The organism is Candidatus Fusobacterium pullicola, from assembly GCA_018883725.1.
Taxonomy (GTDB): Bacteria; Fusobacteriota; Fusobacteriia; order Fusobacteriales; family Fusobacteriaceae; genus Fusobacterium_A; species Fusobacterium_A pullicola.
The window spans coordinates 11,932-34,309 of record JAHLFN010000081.1 but is presented as its reverse complement, the minus strand read 5'-3'; the positions used below and the strand labels follow the sequence as shown (position 1 = coordinate 34,309).

General features: G+C 28.1%; 16 protein-coding genes and 2 riboswitches. Of the genes, 1 reads left to right on the top strand and 15 read right to left on the bottom strand.

The annotated features are described in order from the left end of the window. Positions 1 to 93 precede the first annotated feature (93 nt). The 15 genes from IAA47_09320 to IAA47_09250 all read right to left on the bottom strand — a co-directional run bounded on the left by IAA47_09320 (position 94) and on the right by IAA47_09250 (position 19,148). A complete protein-coding gene (locus tag IAA47_09320) occupies positions 94 to 1,173 on the bottom strand; it encodes a hypothetical protein (GenBank protein MBU3843160.1) in 1,080 nt (359 codons plus the stop codon). A 77-nt stretch (positions 1,174 to 1,250) separates the two neighbouring features. Beyond that, on the bottom strand, positions 1,251 to 1,760 hold the full coding sequence (locus tag IAA47_09315) for a hypothetical protein (GenBank protein MBU3843159.1): 510 nt from the start codon (positions 1,758 to 1,760) through the stop codon (positions 1,251 to 1,253). A 52-nt stretch (positions 1,761 to 1,812) separates the two neighbouring features. Further along, a riboswitch (cyclic di-GMP riboswitch) is annotated at positions 1,813 to 1,889 on the bottom strand. A 60-nt stretch (positions 1,890 to 1,949) separates the two neighbouring features. Further along, the gene (locus IAA47_09310) at positions 1,950 to 2,696 is read right to left on the bottom strand and encodes a fimbria/pilus periplasmic chaperone (GenBank protein ID MBU3843158.1); all 747 of its coding nucleotides are present in this window, start codon (positions 2,694 to 2,696) and stop codon (positions 1,950 to 1,952) included. A 20-nt stretch (positions 2,697 to 2,716) separates the two neighbouring features. Further along, a complete protein-coding gene (locus tag IAA47_09305; protein MBU3843157.1) occupies positions 2,717 to 3,238 on the bottom strand; it encodes a DUF4402 domain-containing protein in 522 nt (173 codons plus the stop codon). Then, on the bottom strand, positions 3,238 to 3,687 hold the full coding sequence (locus IAA47_09300) for a fimbria/pilus periplasmic chaperone (GenBank protein ID MBU3843156.1): 450 nt from the start codon (positions 3,685 to 3,687) through the stop codon (positions 3,238 to 3,240). Before IAA47_09300 ends, IAA47_09305 begins: the two co-directional genes overlap by 1 nt. An 11-nt stretch (positions 3,688 to 3,698) precedes the next feature. Further along, entirely contained in the window at positions 3,699 to 4,604 is a 906-nt protein-coding gene (locus IAA47_09295; protein ID MBU3843155.1) for a toxin-antitoxin system YwqK family antitoxin, read from the bottom strand. A 15-nt stretch (positions 4,605 to 4,619) separates the two neighbouring features. Then, positions 4,620 to 7,250, bottom strand: a complete 2,631-nt coding sequence (locus IAA47_09290) for a hypothetical protein (protein MBU3843154.1) — start codon at positions 7,248 to 7,250, stop codon at positions 4,620 to 4,622. Then, positions 7,250 to 8,068 carry a hypothetical protein gene (locus IAA47_09285; GenBank protein MBU3843153.1) on the bottom strand — a complete coding sequence of 273 codons (819 nt, stop codon included), beginning with the start codon at positions 8,066 to 8,068 and terminating at the stop codon, positions 7,250 to 7,252. Before IAA47_09285 ends, IAA47_09290 begins: the two co-directional genes overlap by 1 nt. 24 nt (positions 8,069 to 8,092) lie before the next feature. After that, the gene (locus tag IAA47_09280) at positions 8,093 to 9,523 is read right to left on the bottom strand and encodes an ABC transporter substrate-binding protein (protein MBU3843152.1); all 1,431 of its coding nucleotides are present in this window, start codon (positions 9,521 to 9,523) and stop codon (positions 8,093 to 8,095) included. 28 nt (positions 9,524 to 9,551) lie between these two features. Continuing rightward, positions 9,552 to 11,651 (bottom strand): transporter substrate-binding domain-containing protein, encoded by a 2,100-nt coding sequence (locus IAA47_09275; GenBank protein ID MBU3843151.1) that lies wholly within the window; start codon positions 11,649 to 11,651, stop codon positions 9,552 to 9,554. A gap of 35 nt (positions 11,652 to 11,686) precedes the next feature. Next, positions 11,687 to 12,148 (bottom strand): hypothetical protein, encoded by a 462-nt coding sequence (locus tag IAA47_09270; GenBank protein MBU3843150.1) that lies wholly within the window; start codon positions 12,146 to 12,148, stop codon positions 11,687 to 11,689. 66 nt (positions 12,149 to 12,214) lie between these two features. Continuing rightward, positions 12,215 to 12,289, bottom strand: a riboswitch (cyclic di-GMP riboswitch). Positions 12,290 to 12,353: 64 nt separating this feature from the next. Then, positions 12,354 to 13,409, bottom strand: coding sequence for a response regulator (locus tag IAA47_09265; protein MBU3843149.1), 1,056 nt, complete (start codon positions 13,407 to 13,409; stop codon positions 12,354 to 12,356). A gap of 11 nt (positions 13,410 to 13,420) precedes the next feature. Next, a complete protein-coding gene (locus IAA47_09260; protein ID MBU3843148.1) occupies positions 13,421 to 15,934 on the bottom strand; it encodes a response regulator in 2,514 nt (837 codons plus the stop codon). A gap of 220 nt (positions 15,935 to 16,154) precedes the next feature. Then, on the bottom strand, positions 16,155 to 17,558 hold the full coding sequence (gene hydG / locus IAA47_09255) for a [FeFe] hydrogenase H-cluster radical SAM maturase HydG (protein ID MBU3843147.1): 1,404 nt from the start codon (positions 17,556 to 17,558) through the stop codon (positions 16,155 to 16,157). Between the two features lie 87 nt (positions 17,559 to 17,645). Continuing rightward, positions 17,646 to 19,148 (bottom strand): YifB family Mg chelatase-like AAA ATPase, encoded by a 1,503-nt coding sequence (locus IAA47_09250; protein ID MBU3843146.1) that lies wholly within the window; start codon positions 19,146 to 19,148, stop codon positions 17,646 to 17,648. Between the two features lie 130 nt (positions 19,149 to 19,278). Between IAA47_09250 and IAA47_09245 the strand changes: the two genes are divergently transcribed. Then, entirely contained in the window at positions 19,279 to 22,371 is a 3,093-nt protein-coding gene (locus tag IAA47_09245) for a hypothetical protein (GenBank protein ID MBU3843145.1), read from the top strand. The last annotated feature ends 7 nt before the right edge of the window (positions 22,372 to 22,378 follow it).

Below are 22,378 nucleotides of genomic sequence, written 5' to 3'. Positions count from 1 at the left end.
TATATCTATATACTATAAGTATAACAAAGAGCATAGTTTTTAGCAATAAAAAAAGTGCTGATAGCTGACTCTACCAGCACATACTTCCATTTTTTAAAATACCATATTAAATCCTAAAGCCATAAATGGTTGCCATCTCCAATTTTTAGCTGTGGATTCTGTAGTTATATCCCAATTTCTATACTCTGCTCCAATTAAAGTATAAATTTGATACTCTAGAGTTACATTATAAAATAATCTCAACTGTGGATCTGCTTTTAAAGAGTAAGTAGTAGCATCAGTTTCCTTCTCATGTTTCGCTGTCCATGTATATGGGTCATATCCAGCTTCAACAAAAAAATCTAACACTAAGTTCTCGTTACTATATAGTATAGTATTTTGAGTAATATAAAATTTTACAGCTAAATCTGTATTTTTATCACTATATTTGCCATCTTCATCAATTACATTTCCATATTTATCATTTCCATAAAAATGAAATCCAAATGTATCTACTTCTAGTTGAGTACCAAAACCAAATGGTAAATCATATTGAAAGTTAAAATAAAGCCCTAACTCATTGTCATAGTCTGAACTATTATTTTGATTCCAAGTATATCTATAATATGGAGCTATTGTTAGATCTACAGGTTTTACATATTCATTGCTAAATAGGTAATCTACAAAATTAAATCTTGCTTGATACTCTATCTCTTGTTTATCATGGTTATCATTCCCATTTTTCATATAGTGTACTCTTGAAGTAAAATTAATTTTGCTTTCTGACAATACCCCATGATCAAAGTAGTATCTTAACCTTGTCTCTGTATAATTAGGTCTATCTATCTCATCTTCATTTAAATTGTTATAATCTCTTATTCTAAACTCTAACTTTTGACTCTCAGTTGTATTTATAATTCCCTCTAATTGAGTTCTTGAATAATTATTATTATACCCATTCCAACTATTTTTATTTTGTCTCTCTGTATCTCCATAATATCTATACTCAAGATTTAACTCACCATTAGGTCTAAAGCTATTATCTACTTCCCTGTCTCTATATACTATTATCTCTTTTTCTATAACCTTTACTGGTTCTTCTACTAATATCTCTGGTGGAGCTTGCTCTATTTCCTTAGCTGAAGCTAATACTCCTAGTACTAATGTTCCTAATAATAATCCTAATTTTCTCATTTCTCTCCCTCTATAAAAAATACCCTAGTAGTTTCCCACTAGGGTATATAATAATCTCTAATTATGCTTTTATTAAATTATTTATCAGCAAATTTTACATAAGAAACACGAGCTGTTAAAACAGCACTATATTCACCTGGAGTAGCATTTTCTGGTACATCTAATTTTCCTTTTACATCTATATCTTTCCAACCATAACCACCATTATCAACTAATCCATAATCTTTAGTAGAAAATTCTGGATGATAATCAATATTTTCTTTAGTATTAGATGAAGTAGGTCCCCATAATCTTACTACAGTTCCTTTTTTAACTTCATTCCCACCTTCATCTTTCAACATAACTTTTACTGTTGCTCCAGCCTCACCTTTTATTTCTATTTTCCCATTTTGTTTAGGTGCTATTCCTTTCATTCCTGCTGCCACTTCACCAAATTTAACATCCTGTGTATCTATTTCTAGATTTTTTACAACTGTTGCTGTTACTTGTAATTTTTTTTCTACTGAATTGCTACTCCAATCAGCTTCTCCTGCAAAAGATGCTACTCCAACTACTAAGATTCCTGCTAATAATAATAATTTTTTCATATAAATCCCTCCTAAAATTTTTTAATAAAAAAAGGATAATTTAATTAAATTATCCTGCAACTGGCTGCCATTTTAGAAGGCCCTATAGCTTTGCGTCACAGCGTTTCCACTGTTTTGCCAAATATTTTTCTTTCTTTATATTCTAATTGTACACCTGTTTTTTTATTTTTGCAAGCTTTTTTTTATTTTTTATAATTTTATTTTTTGGTTAAAATACTCTTTATTAACTTGGTCATAAATTCTCAATGTTCCACTCTTTCCTTTTAATCCCTCTTTAAGTTCCATACTTATTTCTAACTTTCCTTCTCCATCTCTTTTGCTATAACCAAGTATTCCCTCTAAAGGCTCCTCTCCATCTATTTTTAAGCTATATTTATAGATTACAGCAGTATTCCCTTCAGACTTTGTATCAAAAGAAAATGCCATATCTTTGCCATCATAATGATACTTAAAGTTCGACATCTCTCCCTTTACTATCTTATTCTCTCCTATACTAAACACTGGTATTGATATCTCTGTTATAAAGTTAATTCCTGTTGTTACCCCTTCAGCTTCCTTCTTTTCCTCACTAGCTGTAGATTTTATATCATAAGGTATCTCTTTAAATGTAATATAACTTCTGTACTCTCCATCTTTCATTTTTGTGTCAGGTTTTACTCTAAATCTTACAGCTTGCTTACCTCCTGGTTTTACTGCTACAGCCTTAGGGAAAAGTTTAATATTTGAATTCAAATTATACTCTTCTCCAAACTCTATATCCCCCTCTGGATATATCTCTACTCTCAGTGGACCATTTGTATTATTTACAATTGTCATCTCTTCAGTAGTTACTTTCTTACTATCTACCTCAAATCTTGTTGGATAAACAGTAAAGTTTAAAGAGTATGACATAACACCTAAAATAAAAAACAATAAACTCGCTGTTAACTTTTTCATGTGTCTCTCCTTCTATTCTCTTAATTATAGTAAACTCTTATTGCCATATTAGTAGTATAGTTTCCTGTATTTATTGTTTTTGGAACTACTAATTTTCCACCGACATTCATAGTAGCCGTTCTACCATTTAATATAAATTTATTTCCTGTTATCTTCTTTTTCTCTATACCACTAGAAAACTCTGGATAATAACTTATTCCTTCTAATTTCTCATCTTTAGAATTTTTCAATTCTACCTGTTTGCTATTATCTGCCATATCTATTCTATTTCCATTGTGGTTAATTGCAATAGTTACCCCTCTTCCAATCTCTCCTGTAATGTTTATCTTCCCATCCACTTTGGGATTACTTCTCTCTACTCCCGATACTACACTTCCAAATTCAACACTTTGAGTTTCTACACTTACATCCTCAACAACTGTAGCACTTATCTTTAATCTTGCTTCAACCTCTTCATCTGTAGTACTTACATAGCTTTCAAGGGCTAAAGATAGAGTTGAAATAGTAAATAGAAGTGAGCATATTTTTAATATCTTCTTCATTACTTCTCTCCTTTTACTCCTATTATTCTAACCGCTAATTCAGTTATAAATGAAAATTCAGTAATTATCTCATCACTTTTATTAGTTCCTGTAGTTTTTACATCCTTTGGAATCTCTTTAAATACTAATAAACTTCTGTATTCTCCATCTTTTAGGTTCTCTGTATCTTTAACTCTAAATCTTACTGTCTGTTTTCCCCCTGGTCTCACTGATACTTTTTTAGGGAAAATTACTATATTAGAGTTTAAATTTTTTTCTTCATATCCCTCAAGTGTATCTAAATATACCTCTATTCTTAGAGGAGAAGAAGTATTATTAATTATAAAAGCTTCTTGTGTCTCTCTTTTATTTAAATCTACTTCAAATTTTGTAGGAGCTATCGAGAAGTTCAGTGAATAGCTCAATGTTGAGAATATTGCTAAGATAAATATAAGTATTATTTTTTTCATTATTTCCTCCACTAAACTTCTGATAAAGCTTTATTGACCTTTAAGCTATTTAGATTAGCATTAAACTTTTTAAATTTTTCTACTATTCCATCCTTAAATGGTTTTGCTTCTCTTATTAATTTTCCATCTGCTGTAACTTCATTGTTATCTTTATAATAGTTTACTTGAACTATTCCTCCTGCTCTATCATATACAATAGACTTTCCAGATTTTAATCCATTTCTATATGGAACAGTAACCTTTAAATCACCACTTGTATAATAAAGTTTCCATACTGATACCCTTTTATTGTCTTTATAATTTCCCTCTAATTGTAAACTATTTATCGAAAAAACTTCTACTTTTCCATTAAGTTTTCCTTTATCAAAATTTGCTACTGTATCTAGTACCCCTTTACTTTCATAAAAAACTACTTCTCCTTGTAAAAAACCATTCAAATAATTGGCTTTTTTCAACACATTTCTCTCTTCATCATAAACTGCAACCTCTCCTGAAAGTACTCCACTCTTATCAAAAGTTTCTTCACTTTCTAATTGTCCATTTTCATAGTAGTATTTCCATTTATTTACTGGCTTATCATAACTATACTCAACTACAGCTCTTTTTTTGCCATTTAAATATTTTAAAGTCCAAATTCCGTCCTTGATCCCCTCAACATATTTTCCTTCATATAGGTAATCTTTTCCATCTATTTGAATTTTTCCTTTAAATATTCCATTTTTAATTCCATTTCTGTACTCTTGCTCTATTCCCCCATCTTGTATTTTACCCGAAAAGGGAGTTTTCTCCCCTTTCAGATATACTACATTATTTTTTACTGTTTTATCACTAAGTTTTGCAACTCTGTTTACTTCAGCATAAGAACAGGTAAATAGAAACATAATCATAAAAATTTTCACTAAATTTGAATTCTTCAATGTTATTACTCCTTTTTAATAATTATTAATATCCTCTGTATTTTCTACCTCTTCTTCTCTTACCATCTTAGTATCTAAACCTTCAAAATACTCTCCTTCATCTGGATCTTGTAATTTTACATTTACCTCTATATTTTCAGGTGAAAACTTAACATTTTCCTGTCCTAAATAAATAAATTTCATATTATATTTTCCAGGAGGAATATCGTCAAAGAAGAATAATCCATCAAACTCTGGGTCTATCTCTTTATAAACCTTTCCATCTTTTTCTAATTGAATACTTGACATAACAATATTTTGAGTAAACTCTCTCTCTGTAAAGTCTTCTGTATTCCAAATATTTCCAGTTAGCATTGATACTACTTCGATCGGAATATCTACCTTTAAAGAGTTAGAGTTACGTGCTTTTATTCTTATAGTTCCCTTAGAATTTTTATACATAGGATCTATTGTTTTTCTATTTACATCTAGTGTTATTATCTCGTCTATAATTGAATTATCTCCTAGATAGTTTCCATACTTATCTGTTAAAAATTCTTGGTTATTTATTAAAACTCCAACACCTTCTAAAGGAACATCTATTTTCTTATCATATACTCCATTTCCATTTCTATCTAAGAAAACTTTTCCTTGAATTGTATAGTTATTAACAGATATATCATTATCCATTTTTGCTAAAGGAGTTGCTAAATTTATTGCTTTAGTTACTGTTAAACCAGTAGTAGAAGTACTTTTTCCATTATCTGCAACCTCTATATCACTATTTACATCTATATTGATATAATCTTCTAAATCCATACTGAATGTAATTCCATAAACAAAGCTATCTTTATTTCCTGAAGTAACTCCCTTTACAAATTTTGCTTCTAAACCTAGATCCATATACAATCTATCTTTCAATATCTCTACTCTTCTTTTATCTGCTCTTAATCCATATGATTCAAAATATTTACTATAATCATCATACTTTGTTATTTCTGCATCTAAAACTATAAGTGCCCAACCCGAATAAGAGATACTTGGTTCATAAGTTATATATTTATAGTCTCCACTTAAAGTTCTAGTTACTCTAAAAGAAAATGACCATGGATTAAAATAGGATGTATAGAAAGCACCATAAATATCTTTTGTAGTATTTTCTATGCTCTCATTTGTATTAAAGGATCTCATTAACTCTGTAGTTTTAGACACTCCTATTTCATATGAATTATATTCAAAAGGTTTGTACAAAGATAACGAATCATATTTTTTTGTTCCCTCTTCTCCTACAACAAATGGTGAATACTTTTCCTCTGTAAATTTTAGTTCATAATCATTTATATTTTGACTAATACTTAAATTATAACTCTCTTCATTCTTATCTACTTCATAATAATTCGTAAAGTTAATTAAAGTTGGATAATTCAGATGTCTTGTATTATAGATAAAGTCATTCTCTATCATTTTCAAGTTTCTTCCATCTGAGTTAATTAAATTCAGATATCCTGCTCCTAGAGTAAACTTATCTGTTACCCCATAGTAACTCTTAACTAATGCTTGAAAATCTCCTTTTTCTTTTGTTTTTCCTATTTGAATAACTGGCTTCCATTTTCCTTTTGCAAGAGCATCCATATCATTTAAAGAATATACATATCTCTCCTCTATTCCACCATTTTTATAATATATTTTTAATAAATATCTTGCATTAGTACTTCCATCTGCCAATCTAAATTCAAAATTTCTTGGTGGAGAAGTTAAGTAATCTACTAACATTCCATTTCTATATAACTCTATCGAATCCGCATCATCTGCTTCTCCTCTAATTACTGTTATTCCATTCTCTGTTTGTGAATATGTATCGTAGTTATCCAAACTTATCCCTATTAAATCTGACTCTAAACTTGCAAAACTAGGAAAAGTAGTATCTAAATATCCTATTGTTAAATCATTATCTTCTATAATATCAGTATATTTTAAATTGATCTCATTTAATTCACTTTCAGGCTTTATATCTCCAGATACATAAAGTTCACCATATAGAAGTTGTGAACCATACTCATAACTAAAGTTATAATCATCACTATTTTTTACATCATTTAAGTCATACTTTAACTTCAATATCCCTGGAGAAATCAATTTTCTTTTCATCTCTAAATCAAATTGCTCTCCCTCAAGTACTTTTCTTTCCTCTAATCTAAGTCTCTCTACTCTTCCTTGCTCTTTCTCTTCATAAGGTAATACGAAATTAGGATTTACATCTAAGACTAAAGTTTCCATGTCTAAAGTTAGATACTCAAAATCCATTTTTTCAATTAATGCTTTACTTTTTACATATAACTCATCATTTTCATCTACAAAGGCTTCATCTTGAGTAAATCTTGTAGATATATCTTTTCCGTTTATCATTCCACTAACTGTATAGTTTTGAGTATTTACATCTAAACTAAATAATTGTAAAAAGAAGAAAAATGATTTTAACCCTATATATGCTTCATTTTTACTATTATCATACTTTATCATATAGAAATCATCATTTAATCTTTCAGCTCTTATCTCTAAATATACATCCTCGATATCTTTCTCTGGATTTTTAGTATACACTGTCTGAGTTCCTAATAAAAAAACAATTATCCCTATGATTGATAACTTATTTTTTAGTCTCCACATCAGTAAATCACTCTCACTTTAAAAGCTCCTTTATATACTCCAGATGGCGTATTTTTTTCTGTTTTACTATATCCATTTATTTTTATCTCTACAGAATCATTTGTTGGTTTTAACTCTATAACTGATTTATCACTAGTTTGACGTGCTTTATAATTTTCTACGTCAAGCATTACATTTAAAGAGCTTTTCTTAGCTTCATTTATGATTGCTACTTCTTTTTCTACTTCTACTCTTGCTCCATTACTTTTTATTCCTTTTATCTCTACAATAGCTGGTTTACTACTTCTTAATGGATATCCAGCTACAGCTACTCCTAAGTCCATATCTCTTACAACTCTTAAACTTACTGTATCCTCTTTTTTTAGTATACTATAGTCAAATGTTAAATAAACTCCTCTTTTATGATTTTTTTCTTGTATATCACCAATTTTTATTCTCTCTGTACCAACTAGATTCTCAATTCCATTTTTTAAATTTATTCTTCCAGTCACTTTCAATTTCATCTCATCTAACTTATTATCACTGTTAATAGGAAAGTAATATTTTGGTCTTCCTTCAAGCAATTGTATCTTATCTAGAGTCATAATTATTTTGCTATTCTCTGCTTTATCTTCTTTAATAAAATAATCGTCTTCTAAAGCATTTCCATTATTTCTTGGTTCAATACATATATCAAAATTATACTCTACACCTTGTGCTGTATCTCCTATAAAAGTACCAATTGAGTTAACTCTTTTTATATAAGCTGTATACTCATTGTCTCCATAAGAAAAAGAAAATAATATCAAGCTTAGTATTATACAATATAATCTTTTCATTTCCCTTCTCCCCCTTTTATCTGATTAATATCCTACTATCTTATGAAATCTTTTCATATTCTCTTCTTCAGCTATTTGGAAAGTTTCCTTATGTTCAATAGGAATATATAACATATTCTTATTAACCAAAGATAAAACCTTATCAAATATTTTTTTTACTTTCTCAGGATTTTTTTCTTTTCTCATCAATTCAATAAAAGGAAGTAAAGCATTCGCTGTTTCCTTATCCCCTATATCATAGATCAGTATTTTTTCCAAACTTAATATTGGATAAACTGTACTAATATTTATATTGTATATTGCAGTATCATAATCTCTAGCATAAAGTTTTTGATAAAAAGATATCATTCCATGAGGAAGTAAAGTTACTTTCATTCCAGCGTCTTCTAAATTTTTCTTAACATAATTTGCAATTTTCATATTATGTTCAGTATTTAAGACCATTATATCTATTTTCTTAGATTTTAAACCTACTTCACTAATTAATTTTTTAGCTTCATTTAAATTATAATTTTTATCAATCTTAGAAAGCTCTGCTTCAACTAAATCTTCTGGGAAAAAACCATCTACATTTTGATATATAGCTCTCTCTATAGCTACTCTCTCATCTATAGTATATTTTTTTCCAAACATCAATCCTAAAGTATCATAAATTGGACTTTTCTCTACTACTGCTTCATCACTTAGTAAATCATAATCCTCTGCCTTCTCTATATCCTCTTTATACAAATCAAAAACAAAATTGTTAATATCATTCGTATACTTTATGATTCTTTGATTAGGATTTAGATCCCATCTTATCTCTATCTCTTTATACATATTTTCATTTCTATCAAAGCATTTATCAAAATTCTTTAATTTTAAAACACCTTCATTAAAAACTTCTATTGAATATGGTCCTGTTCCATAAAATTTACCATTATCCACTTTTACAATACTTGAAAAAGAGTTTGATAAAGCATTTAATAATAATCCATCTCTTATATTTAAATTAATTATAAAACTATACTTATCTACTATCTCTATTCCTAGAATAGAGTTGTACATCTCTGATACTGTACCCTCTTTCTTTAATCTCATTAACGAATTCTCAATATCTTTAGAAGTAAGCTCACTTCCATCATGAAATCTTATTCCTGATTTAAGTTTTATAAATAATTTATTTTCCTCTTGCCAATTATATCTTTCAACTAAATTTGGAACAATCTCTCCATTACTATTTACAAAAAGAGTATCATAAATTAAGCCTGTTACTCTTCTTGAATAACTATCTGCTAATTTCACAGGATCTACAGTCTGTATCATCAATTCCTGTTCTATTTTTAGATTTTCAGTTGAGCTTTCTTCTGTATATTCTGTTATAAAAAACTCTTCTTTTATATTTCCAATATTTTCCCCCAAAACACCTATTGAAGAACAAACAAGAAATAAGAAAATCAAAAATTTATTTTTCAAGTCTTCACCTTCTTTTTGCCTATTGCATTTATTTCATTATTCTATAGTACTCTTCTACTAGATCTATTTTTCCAGAAGTTTTGTTATAGATATCTTCAAATAGTTTTTCATTTTCTAAAAACACTTTTACTATTTTTGGATCAAAACTTACCCCTCTCTCATTTTTAATAATTTCAATCGCTTCTTGATGAGATAATCCTTTTTTATATACTTTATCCTCTCTCATACTATCATATACATCTAAAATACCTATTACTCTTCCCTCTAATGGAATCTCTTCTCCTTTTAATCCTAATGGATATCCCTTTCCATTCCATTTTTCATGGTGATATCTAGCTACATTTTCTGCTATCTTACCTAATTCAAGTTCTTTTATAATCTCATATCCAAACTCTGAGTGTTTTTTCATTACTTCAAACTCTTCTGGAGTTAACTTTCCACTCTTATTTAAGATATCAGCTGGAACAATAACTTTTCCAATATCATGGATTATTGCATATTGTTTCATTCCATCTATTAAATCTTTTGATAATCCTAACTTCTCTCCTAAAACTTCAGCATGAAGAGATATTCTTTTAGCATGTAATCCTGACTCTGTTTGTTTTAATTGATTTACCTTTACCATTGTTTCTAATAAAGTATTACCTATTTTCTCTGCTTTTCTTTTATTAATTACAGCCTTTCTTAAAGCTATTGCTAATATAAGAGCTATAATTGCTAATGGAATTCCAATTTTAGCAGCCATAGAATAGTCTGTTTTTATTATTACTTGAGCTGTTCTATTTGTTTCTAATGTTGTTTCTTCTACTGAATAACTATTTAATATTGTATTAATTATATTAAATAGTGCTTCATCATCTGCTTTTACTCCCATAGAGATACCAAATTTTTCATTAATTCTCCCTATAATTCCCACCTTTTTATCAACAAAGGTATTTAAAATTACCCCTCTTAAAGGGTTACTATATGAAACTATGTATTCTCCCTCTCCAGCAATTAGTTTATTTACTCCCTCTTGAATTGTAGGAGCTGTCACCAAAGTTACTCCCTCAGTTCTATCTTCTACATACTTTCCTACAGTTTGATTTTCAACTACTATAACTTTTGAGTTATCCAAATCGCTTATCTCTGTCATCAAATAAGATTTTTTTGTACTTGCAACAGCTATGTCAGTTTTATAGTAAGGTTTTGTAGCTACAAGATTTGCATCTGTTTCCTTACTTATATATAATCCTCTTATATCAGCTTTTTCTCTATCAGCTATAACTTCAAAAGGTATTCCTACTATTTTTTCTATATCATCTAAGATATTAAATAATAACCCTTTATATATTCCATTTTCTTCATAGTAAATTGGTAAATAATATTTATCTTTTGGTAAAGATATTTTTAAACTCTTATATTTCTCCTTTATAAAACTATAATCTGGAGTATCTTTTAAAAGGTATGTATAAAAAGCTATTCTATTTTTATCAACAATCTCGTTAAGAGTCGTATCATTTAAAGTTTCAAAATATTTTTTTAGACTTTCATATAAATCAACTTTTGTTTTATTAACTCCAATTTGTTCCTTTGTAAGTACAGTACTAATTACTCTAAAATTCTTTTCTAATGGATTACTTTCATTCCAATCTTTTAAAACAATAGCATCTACTTTTTTATTTTTTAAAGCTAATATTGCTTGATTTTCATTTTCAAAAGAAGTCTTATAAAACTCTACTCCTTTATTTCTACCTTCAATCGCTTCTATTCCTCTTTGATTTTTTATATATCCTACTGTTAGTCCATATAAATCATCTACCTTAGTAAACATACTATCCATATTTACTAACACAACCGCTCTATAACTAAATGGAGTAACTATATAGTTATAATTCCCATTTTCTTCAGTTTGTGTTACTCTTAAAACTAAATCTCCTGTTTCATTTCCACCTTGATACTCAAAATCATATTTACCATCTTTATTAAAATCCTTTAATAAATCACTATAAATTCCTTTATAGGCAATACTTTCTAAATCTTTGTAAAAATACATATCTGTAAGATTTAAAGGATATCCTACCTTTAACCCTTCTCCCCCAAAAACTATACTAGTTATTAGGAAAAAATAAAATACTAATCTTTTCACTCGCAACTCAATCCTCCCTCTATTTCTCTTTTTTATTAATCTATATACTCTGCTCTTACTGTGAAGTTTCCAGAATAACTACCTGGAGCCACTTCTGGTACTTTATCTATTTTTCCACTAAACACTATTGTTTCTTGAGTACCATTTAAGTTTAAAACTCCATTTGAAACTTCTTCAGTTGATATTAGTGTCTTAATCTCATTTTCTCCATTAGCTATAGTAACCACTATCGGATCATTTATCTTATTAAATCCGTGACCATCTTCAGCTTTCCAACTTACTCTTATTTTTTCCTCTCCAGAAAAAGTTATAGAACCATTTGACTTTGCTTTTACATTCTCTTGTCCAACTACAATAGTTCCAAATTCTACATCCTTTTTATTTACAACTTCAATAGGTTTTATTACCCTTGCTGTAACTTGTACATCTACAGATTTTTCATTCTCTCCCATTAATAAGCTAGACATAATTCCAAATAATAATAATAATTTTTTCATAATATCCTCCTAAACTTTTTATTTTGATTAAAAAAAATGCAACTTGAAAGATTTTTATATCTTTTAAGTTGCAACTGGCTGTCTCCATAAGACCCTATAGCTTTGCGTCATAACGTTGCCGTTATTTTGCCATATTTCCTTTTTTTCATTATACTATATTACTTTGAAAAAATCAATTTTAAATATTAATATCCTTTATTATTTTTTATAATTCTTTCTCTATCTCTATAAAAGCTTTTATCAACTCTGGATTAAATTCTCCACACTCTCCATTCACTATCATATCAACAGCTTTCTGTCTTTCATATGGATCCTTATAACATCTCTTACTTATTAAAGCATCATAAACATCTGCTAAAGCTACTACTTGAGCCCAAATTTTATTCTCTTTTCCAACTAAACCATCAGGATATCCCTTTCCATTCCAACGCTCATGATGATGACGACAAATATCATAAGCATATCTAAATAATGGTCTTTTTTCTTTACATGGTATCCTCTCTATTATCTCGCCTCCCCTTGCTGAATGAGTTTTCATTATTTCAAACTCTTCTGGAGTAAATCTTCCTGGTTTATTTAATATAGCATCTGGAATAGCTATTTTCCCTATATCGTGTAGTATAGAAGCATTTGTAATATTTTCTATATCTTCATCTGTTAAGTTTACACATTCTTCATAATTTTCCTGTTTTAATTTTCTTAAAAGTTTAAAAGTTAACTTTCTTATATTTTGTACATGTTGACCTGTCTCTCCACTTCTAAACTCAATAGCTAAGGCTAATGTTTCAAGCATAGTGTTACTCAAAATTTTTATATCCTTTACTTTCTCCTCAATAATTTCAGCTTGATGTTCAACTATATTATTTAATCTTTCCTTTGTTTTATATAATTCTACAATACTATTTATTCTTTTTTCTAGAAAAAATGGAACAAATGGTTTTTCGATAATATCATTTACCCCTAATTCATATCCCTCTCTCATTTTCTCTTGAGAGGTATCTGCTGTTATTAAAAAAATAGGAATATTCTCTTCTAGTTCTTCTTTTTTTAGAATTCTTAATAGCTCCATTCCATCCATTTCTGGCATTATTATATCCAATAATATCGCTACTATTCTTTCTTTATTATTTTTTATATATTCTAAGGCCACTTTTCCATTTTCAGCTTCTACAATTTGATATTTCTCTATAAAAATTTGACTTAATATTGCTCTATTGATTTCTTGGTCATCAACTATTAGAATCGTATCTCTATTATTCATCATCTACTCCTTTACTTTCTTTTTAAATATTCTTTCAATTTCTTCTCTAATATATTAAAATCTATCGGCTTAGATATATGTCCATTCATTCCTGCTAAAGTTGTTGCTGATATATCCTCAGGAAAAGCATTGGCTGTTACTGCCACTATTGGAATACTCTTAGCATCACTTCTACCTAGATTTCTAATTCTTTTAGCTGCTTCACATCCATCTAACTCTGGCATTTGCATATCCATTAGTATAACATCAATACTTCCTACTTTAGAAGCTTCAAATTTCTCAACTGCCTCCAATCCATTCCAAGCTTGTATTATATTTAATCCTTTCATTTGTAAAAATTCTGTAGCTATTTCCATATTAATCTCATTATCTTCAGCAATTAATATTGTTCTTCCTTCAAGTGAAGTTTCAAATCCGTTCTCTTCTTTGACTTTTACTTCCACTTTTTCTTTAGAAATCTCCAATGGAATAATTATAGAAACTGTTGTTCCCTTCTCTATTTCACTTGTTATAGCAATCTCTCCCTCTAATTGTGTAACTAGATTTTTTACAATCGGCATTCCTAGACCAGTTCCCTTTATACCTTTAGCTCCAAATCTTGTTTCTCTTTCAAAAGGAAGAAATATTCTTTCTAAAAATTCTTCAGTCATTCCATAACCGGTATCTTTTACTTCAAAACGGAAATTAGAATACTTTTCTCTTTTTATCTCTTCTATTGTTAAAGTTATTTTATCTCCAACTCTTGTATATTTAAAAGCATTTGAGATAATATTATTTAAAATTTGACGTATTTTATTAAAATCACCAATAACTCTATTATTTTCTATTTTATATATAACTTCAAAATCTTTTTCCATTTTTTTAGCATCTACTTCAAAAAGAATTAGACTCTCTTCTATACTCTCTTTTAGAGAAAATTCCTCTCTATTCAATTTATATTTTCCGAAGTCTGCTTTAGACAAATCTAAAATATCATTTATTAGATTTAAAAGTTGTTTACTTGAACTATTAATTTTTTCTAGATATTTTAATATTTCACTTGGACTTTCTACATGAGATTTTGCCAACTCAGATAAACCAATTATTCCGTTTAAAGGAGTTCTCATATCGTGGGACATATTTGAGAAAAATATATTTCTAGATTTCATATTTTTTTCCATTGTTTTCAATGAATCTTTTAGTAATTCTGTGTGTTCTAATTGTTGCTTCTTCTCATCATTAATCTCTTTAAAACATAAAATAACTTCATTAATACTTAAAGCTTCATCATAAAGAACTCTTACGTTTACCCATTTATATTCTGAACCAAATTTTCTTTTGAAATCCCCACCAAAATCCTTTACTCTTCTTTTAACTAAATCTCTGATGCTTTCTAATGAAAATCCTTTTCTAAATTCTTCCCTTGCTTCTGGTTCTATTACTTCGATTAAAGCTTCTATAAAAATTTGATAATTTCCCGAACGAGATAATAGTTCTTGCATATACCCAGAACCCTTTAACATAAAATATCTCTCTTTTTTAAAATCAATTCTATAAATAGCATAATATGAATTTCCTAAAACTCTTACAGCTTCATTAGTTTCTTCTATTTTTTTATTCAAGCAAACTTCTCTATAATAAGACACTATTCCTATTAATATAAGTAATACGAAGCTTCCTATATAAAAGTAATATAATTCCTCTACTTCAATTAATAAAGTGGTATACGGTATTGTTAATATAGATATCCATCCATTTTTTGATAAGGAGTAATACACTCCTCTTTTTTTCCCTTCTAAATCAATAGTAAAAGAATCTGCTACATCATGTTTTCCATCTAATATCTCATATATTACCTTTTGAATATATCTATTTATTTCATTTTCACTATTTTTACTTCTATGTATACTATAAACTATATTTCCCTTAGCATCACAAAGAAAATATGAACTTCCAAGAGGTAAATCCTTATAAAATCCTGGTTCTGATAACTCGTCTAAATATATATCTACAGCTAAAACATCTCCATTCTCATTTATTTTTTTAGCTACTGTAAAACTCGACTCTCCTGTTCTGATATCTTTATAAGTATCTGTATAAATAACTTTTCCGTTAGTCAATATAGCCAAATTATACCACTCAGCTTCATCTACATTAAAATGTTCATTTCCTTTCCAATAAGTAACACCTATAATTTTTTTATCTATAGCCGCATAGATTTCTACTTTTTTAGTATTTAACTCCTGATTAATATAATCTGTATATTCTTTCATCCACTCTCTTAACTCATCATCAGATTTGTGTTTCTCTATTTGGTCATTTAACCAAATTCCTGCAGTTCTAACAAACATCTCATAATTTCCAATTTTTTCATTCTCTTTTATTAATAATTGTTCTGATATTTGTTTCCCCATTAGCTGTATATTATCTAAAATTTTATCTTTCACTACTAATAGTGAAAAAATAGATAGAATCATAAAAAATGAAAGTATTGTTAAACCAAATATTGCTCTTTTCCTAATATACTTTTTCAATCTTTCCTTCATAATTCCTACTCCCTAAAAAATTTATATATTAATTTTTTCTACTTTAATATAAATTATATCACATCTTAATTTAATTGTATATTCTATACTCAAAAGATAATGAATAACTTATAACTTTGATTTTTACAAAATAAAAATCAAGAATAATATTTATATAATGTAAAAAACTGTTACACTCTTAATTTAGAAGTATAACAGTTTTTTTATTTAAATATATTTTTTAAACAGAGATATCTCTAGCTCCGTTCTCGATATCTTTCAAGAATCCCTTTATTTTATTTTTAAAATTCTCATCTGGCATCTTATCTAAAGCTTCTAATATTGCTTTGCTTCCTAAATTTTTAAGATCTTCATCTGCATAATCTAATAGGAACTCTTTTAATGTCATAAGGGCATTAGCCTCACACATAACATTTATTTTTCCACTCTTAGCTATCTCCATAAATCTGTCTCCTGTTCTTCCTGAACGGTAACAAGCTGTACAGTAACTTGGGATATATCCACTATTTATTAAACTCTCTAACATCTCCATTGGAGAACGATGATCTCCTACTTCAAATTGAGCAGTATTCTCATTGGCTTCAGAGTATCCTCCTACACCTGTACAAGAACCAGTACTTACTTGTGAAATTCCTAATTCAATAACCTCATCTCTGAAGTTAGCTTCCTCTCTTGTTGAAAGTATCATTCCTGTATATGGAACAGCCAATCTTAATACAGCTACTAATCTTTTAAACTCCTCATTATTTACAAGATGCGGATATTGTTCAAGAGTAACATTACTTGCCTCTCTTAATCTAGGCACAGATATAGTATGTGGTCCTACTCCAGTAGCTCTCTCTAACTCATTAGCATACAATATCATAGCTACTGTCTCATATTTATGCTCATATAATCCATATAGTACTCCAATACCTACATCATCTATTCCAGCTTCTCTAGCTCTAAACATAGCAGTTGTATGATAATAGTAGTCTTTTTTAGGACCTGAAAGATGTAATTTTTCATAAGTTGGCTTATGGAATGTCTCTTGGAATAAAGTATATGTTCCTATCTCAGCTTCCTTTAATTTTTTATAATTTTCCACTGTCGTAGCTGCTATATTTATATTTATTCTTCTTATATTTCCATTTTCAAACTTGATTGAATAAATGTCCTTAATACATTGTAATATATAGTCTAAAGAGCAATTAATTGGGTCCTCTCCAGCCTCTAAAACGATTCTTTTATGACCTAATTTCTCTAGAGCTTTTACTTCATTTACTAACTCTTCTCTTGTTAATTTTTTTCTATTTAAATCCTCATTACAGTGTTGATATCCACAGTAAACACAATTATTTACGCAATAGTTACTTACATACAGTGGAGCAAACATAACTATTCTTTTACCATATATTTTCTCTTTAATTTGCTTAGCTACTTTAAACATTTTTTTAAGTAACTCTTTATCTTCAATATTTAAAAGAACTGCTGATTCCTCTGCTGTTATTCCCTCTGCTAAGGCTGCTTTTTCGATTATCTCTTCTACATATTTTCTATCCTTAGCCTTTTCAGTTGCAGATTTTAATATATTATTAATTTTTTCTTCATTTAGAAAACTGATATCATATTTTTCCTCTCTCATTTTCTCCTCCAATTAAAAATTGACTTTTAAAGTAAATAATTCTTATTATACCATAATCTTGAGAAAAAAGTTATATTTTTTAACTTTTTATTTATTTCTAAAAGAAACAGCCTCCATCAAGTGTTCCTTCTCTATATTTTCACTTCCCTCTAAGTCAGCTATTGTTCTAGCTACCTTTAAAATTTTATCATATCCTCTTGCTGAAATTTCCATAACTTGAATTACTTTTTTAAAATACTCTCTATTCTCTTCAGATAATTTACAATATTTTTGTATCTGTTTTTGGGATATAGTTCCGTTATATACTCCTTCTCCGTATCTTCTTTTCTGTAGTTCTCTTGCTTTCATAACCCTAGCTTTTATACTATTAGAACTCTCTCCTATACTATAGTTCATAAGTTCTTCATCTGTTAACTTTCTCATTTCAACATGTAAATCTATTCTATCCATAATTGGACCGGATATCTTTTTCATATACTTATTTATCTCAGTCGAAGTACAATTACATCTTCCATTATCATCTAGTAAAAATCCACATGGACATGGATTACTTGCTCCAATAAAGATAAAATCTGTCTTAAACTCAACTCTATATTGAGCTCTTGATATAGATACAACTCCATCTTCTAATGGCTGTCTCAAACTTTCTAAAACACTTCTTGGAAACTCTGCCAATTCATCTAAAAAAAGTACTCCTCCTGAAGCAAGACTAACCTCTCCAGGAACAACTTTTTTCCCCCCACCTATTATAGCTACAGGGGTACTTGTATGGTGTGGAGCCCTAAAAGGTGGGGTGTTTATTATTGGTCTTCCCTCTGAAAGTTCTCCAGCTATACTATATATTTTTGTACTTTCAATTATCTCTTGTTCATTTAAAGGTGGTAGTATTGTTGTAATTCTTTTACAAAGCATGGTTTTTCCAGAGCCCGGACTTCCTATTAAAATTATGTTATGCTTTCCAGCAGCAGCAATCTCTAAAGCTCTCTTTGCCATACTTTGTCCCTTTACATCAGAAAAATCTAATTCACTCTCCTCCTTAGGTAAAAGAATTTGCTCTTGTACACTCTTCACTATATTTTTAGAGATAAATTCTCCTACCTCTTGAAGATTTTTTACTGGAATTATATCCACTCCTTTTATCAAAATTGCCTCTTGATAGTTCTCTATTGGTAATACAACTCCCTTATACCCCTTTTCCTTTGCAAATATTACACTATTTAATGCTCCTCTTACTCTTTTTATCTCTCCAGTTAGTGAAAGTTCTCCTAAAAAAAGATAGTTATCCAAAATACTATATCTATCTTTCAAAAATCCCATTGCCATCATTATTCCCACAGCAATAGGTAAATCAAAATGAGCTCCCTCTTTCTTTACTCCTGCTGGAGATAGATTTACTATAATTTTTTTGGGTTCTAATTTAAATCCACTATTTTTTAATGCTGTCCTTATCCTATCCTTACTCTCTGAAATTGCTGTATCCCCTAAACCTATTATTGAAAAATTTGGAAGTCCATTACTTATATCCACTTCCACATCAACTAAAAATGACTCCACTCCAATATAACTAGAACTTAACACCCTCTTATTCATAGTCTAATTCCCCCTTTAGAGATTTTTTCTCTTTTATATCATTATACCACATTTATTCTAATAAGAAATTAGGATATATTTAAATTATGTGGTAAAATAGTAGTGAATAAAATCAATGATGGAGGAGCCTATGAGTAAAGATAAAATATCAAAATATTTATTAAGTAGCTGTAATAAAGCTCTCAAGCAAAAAATTGAGAACTATTTATTTAATGAAGAAGATATAGAGTTTTCTAAATCTGAGTTAAATAAGATAAAATTTTATAACCATACTCTTTTTTCTGAGCTAGATCTTTTTAATAAAAATAAAACTCTTAAAAAAAGTGAAGATAGTAATATCATTAAGAGATTATTTACATTAGGATACACTTACTGCCCAGATAAATTAATAGCTGAATTATCTTCTTGCCCTTTTAGTAATAAAACAACTATATATAAAAGTTTAGGGATAGATAATGAATTTTTAGCTAAAGATTTAGAATACATTTTCACTAATATAAATGATGAAGAGATACTCTATTCTATGATCGAAGATGTAAATAAAAAATTCCCAAGTTTTTTAGAATACTATCTATCTTCTGATAATAGTAAAAAAAATAGATACCTTATTGCTAAAATATTAAAATTGAAATATACCCTTAAAATTGAAAAAGATGCATCTGCTGTTGAAGCTTTCATATTAAACTCTCTTTGTGAAATCTACTCAAGTGAAAGAATAAAAAATATTTTAAACTATGATTTTAATGCAACTGAGTTAGCAAATAGCTTAAAGGATACTGATGTTATAAATTTTGATGAAGAATTGATTCATTTCTTAAAAAACATCTACTTTACATTAAATATTGAAAATGAGAATAGAAAAACTATCTCTGGATTATTTGAAATACTTACTTTCTCTTATTCTATAGAAAATTTAGTAACAGAAGATGAAAACGAGTATTTTGATTTAGTTAATAACTCTAAGCTTCCTTTTATCTATAAACTTGTATATCTATATAGAGGAAGTGAGAAATACAATATAGTAACTCCTATGAGAAAATTTATACTAGATAATCATGAAAAAGCACTTGAAGTTCTAGAGAGAATGCTTTTACAAAATATTGAGCTTGGAGCCTATATCTTAGGAATACTTATCAATAATAATTTTATATCTAAGGATTTAGAAATAAATTTTATCAGTAAATTTAAAACTGAAATAGAAACTCTTCTTGAAACCTTAGAAGAAACAAAAGATAGAGAACTTGGAGTGGAGCTTATCAATACTTTAGGATATATGTTAACTTATTCAGATGTTGAGGAATATATAGCTACACTTTCTAAATTTTATGAGAATAATAAATGGGACATAAATGAATTTATAAATATGGTTGCTCATTTTGAAAGATTAAAAAATAATGGTAAAAATCCATGGGAGATTTTGTCTAAAAATACCTCTATCAGTAAAAAATTTCTAATTAGTGGAACTATTGACTTTGTAAATATCTTATCTGAAGAGCAATTTTCAAAATTTTTAAAGGATAATGAAGATATTTTCTACGAATTACTTGAAAAAAAGACATTCATAGATTATACACTTGATGAGGTTTTAAGACTTTCTTATCAAACAGATTATAACTTTGATGTAACTAAGCTACTTTCATATCTGTCTACGTCTGATGGATTTATTCTTGAAGAGATATTTGATATACTAAAAGATAGTGAGAAAGAGTGTAGTGAAGAGATTGAAAAACTTTCTAAAACAAAAAATAAAAGAGTTTTAGCAAATATTAAAGCTCTAAAAAAAGTTTGGGAAAGTAATAAAGGAAAGGATTTCAGTATCTATTCTCAACTTGAAAATTATGTATTTTCAATCTATGACAACTATAAAAAAGATATTTTCTATCCTAAATCAGAAGCTTATTCTATGGTAAGAAAGAAAAACTCTGATGATTTTGTTGATGAAAGAGTTATCAAACTATATGTAGCTCTTTATATGAATAATAACAATTCTGAAGATATTGAAATAGGAAAAACTATTAGAGAATTTGTAAATATAGATGACTTGAATAGATGTTTAGATTCTCTTTTTACTACTTGGGTTAAGGATAACTCTCCAGTACACACTAGTTCCATTGTAAGAACATACCTTCTTACAGCTGATGATTATGGAATGGATAAAATATTTGATTTTCTAGAAGATATTATAACTAAACCAAAACTTGAATTAACTAGAAGTTTACTCTCTCTATTTTTCACTATAAAAAGAGAGGAATTTAATAATGAATTAAAATTTATTAAAGCTGATATTCATCATAATGAATTAGGAAGAACTTTATCTTTGGTTGAACAGAAAAATTTTAATACAACAACTCTTTTACTTAGCTCAAATATGAGTTTTTCTATGAATTTTGATAAAAATGGAGAGAAATTTCTTAATTTTGGAAAAAGAAAAATAAAATTAGCATTGAATAAAGAGTTAGAACTTACTATTTTTAATCAAGATAATAAAGAGGTAAAATCTCTTCCTAAATATTCAGCTAAATTTGAAGATGATGAGGATAGAGTGAGTTTTTATCAAAAAGAGATAAAAAGATTTAAAAAGAAAAAAGAGTTTCTTCTATATGAAATAAAAAAATATATGTTCTACAATATGATAGGAGAGAGAATTTGGTCATTAGAAAGTTGGAAAAATGAGATTGAAAGCTCTTATTTTACAAAGGTAATTGCTGAAAACATCTTATGGGTAGCTACATTTAAAAATACAGAATATTACTGTTATTATGATGGAGAAAAATTTATAGATATTAAAAGTGGAGAGCCTCTATCAAATATAGAAAATATTAAAATTTTCTATTCTGGTGAAATTGAAGAAAATTTAGAAAATATTAATAAAAACTTTAAAGCTTTTTTACCACAACAATTTAATATTTTTAAAACTTCAACTATTAATATTAAGAAGTTTATTGGATTATCTTTAACTATGAAAAAAATAAATTCACTTTTAAATGATTATTTTGCTGAAATGTATTCTCCAGAGTTTAATGAAGATAAGTTAATATTAGTAGATAAGATAAATCGTAACTTTGTTGAAATCTCATTTTCTCTTTTCTCTAAATCTAGAGCTATTAAAGAGATTAAAATAAACTCAATTTTTGAAGATAATATTGAAGCAGAAAAACTTAATTCTAGATTTTTAAACTTCATATATTTTGTACTAGAAGAGATAACAACTCTTGATATGTAAAAAAATT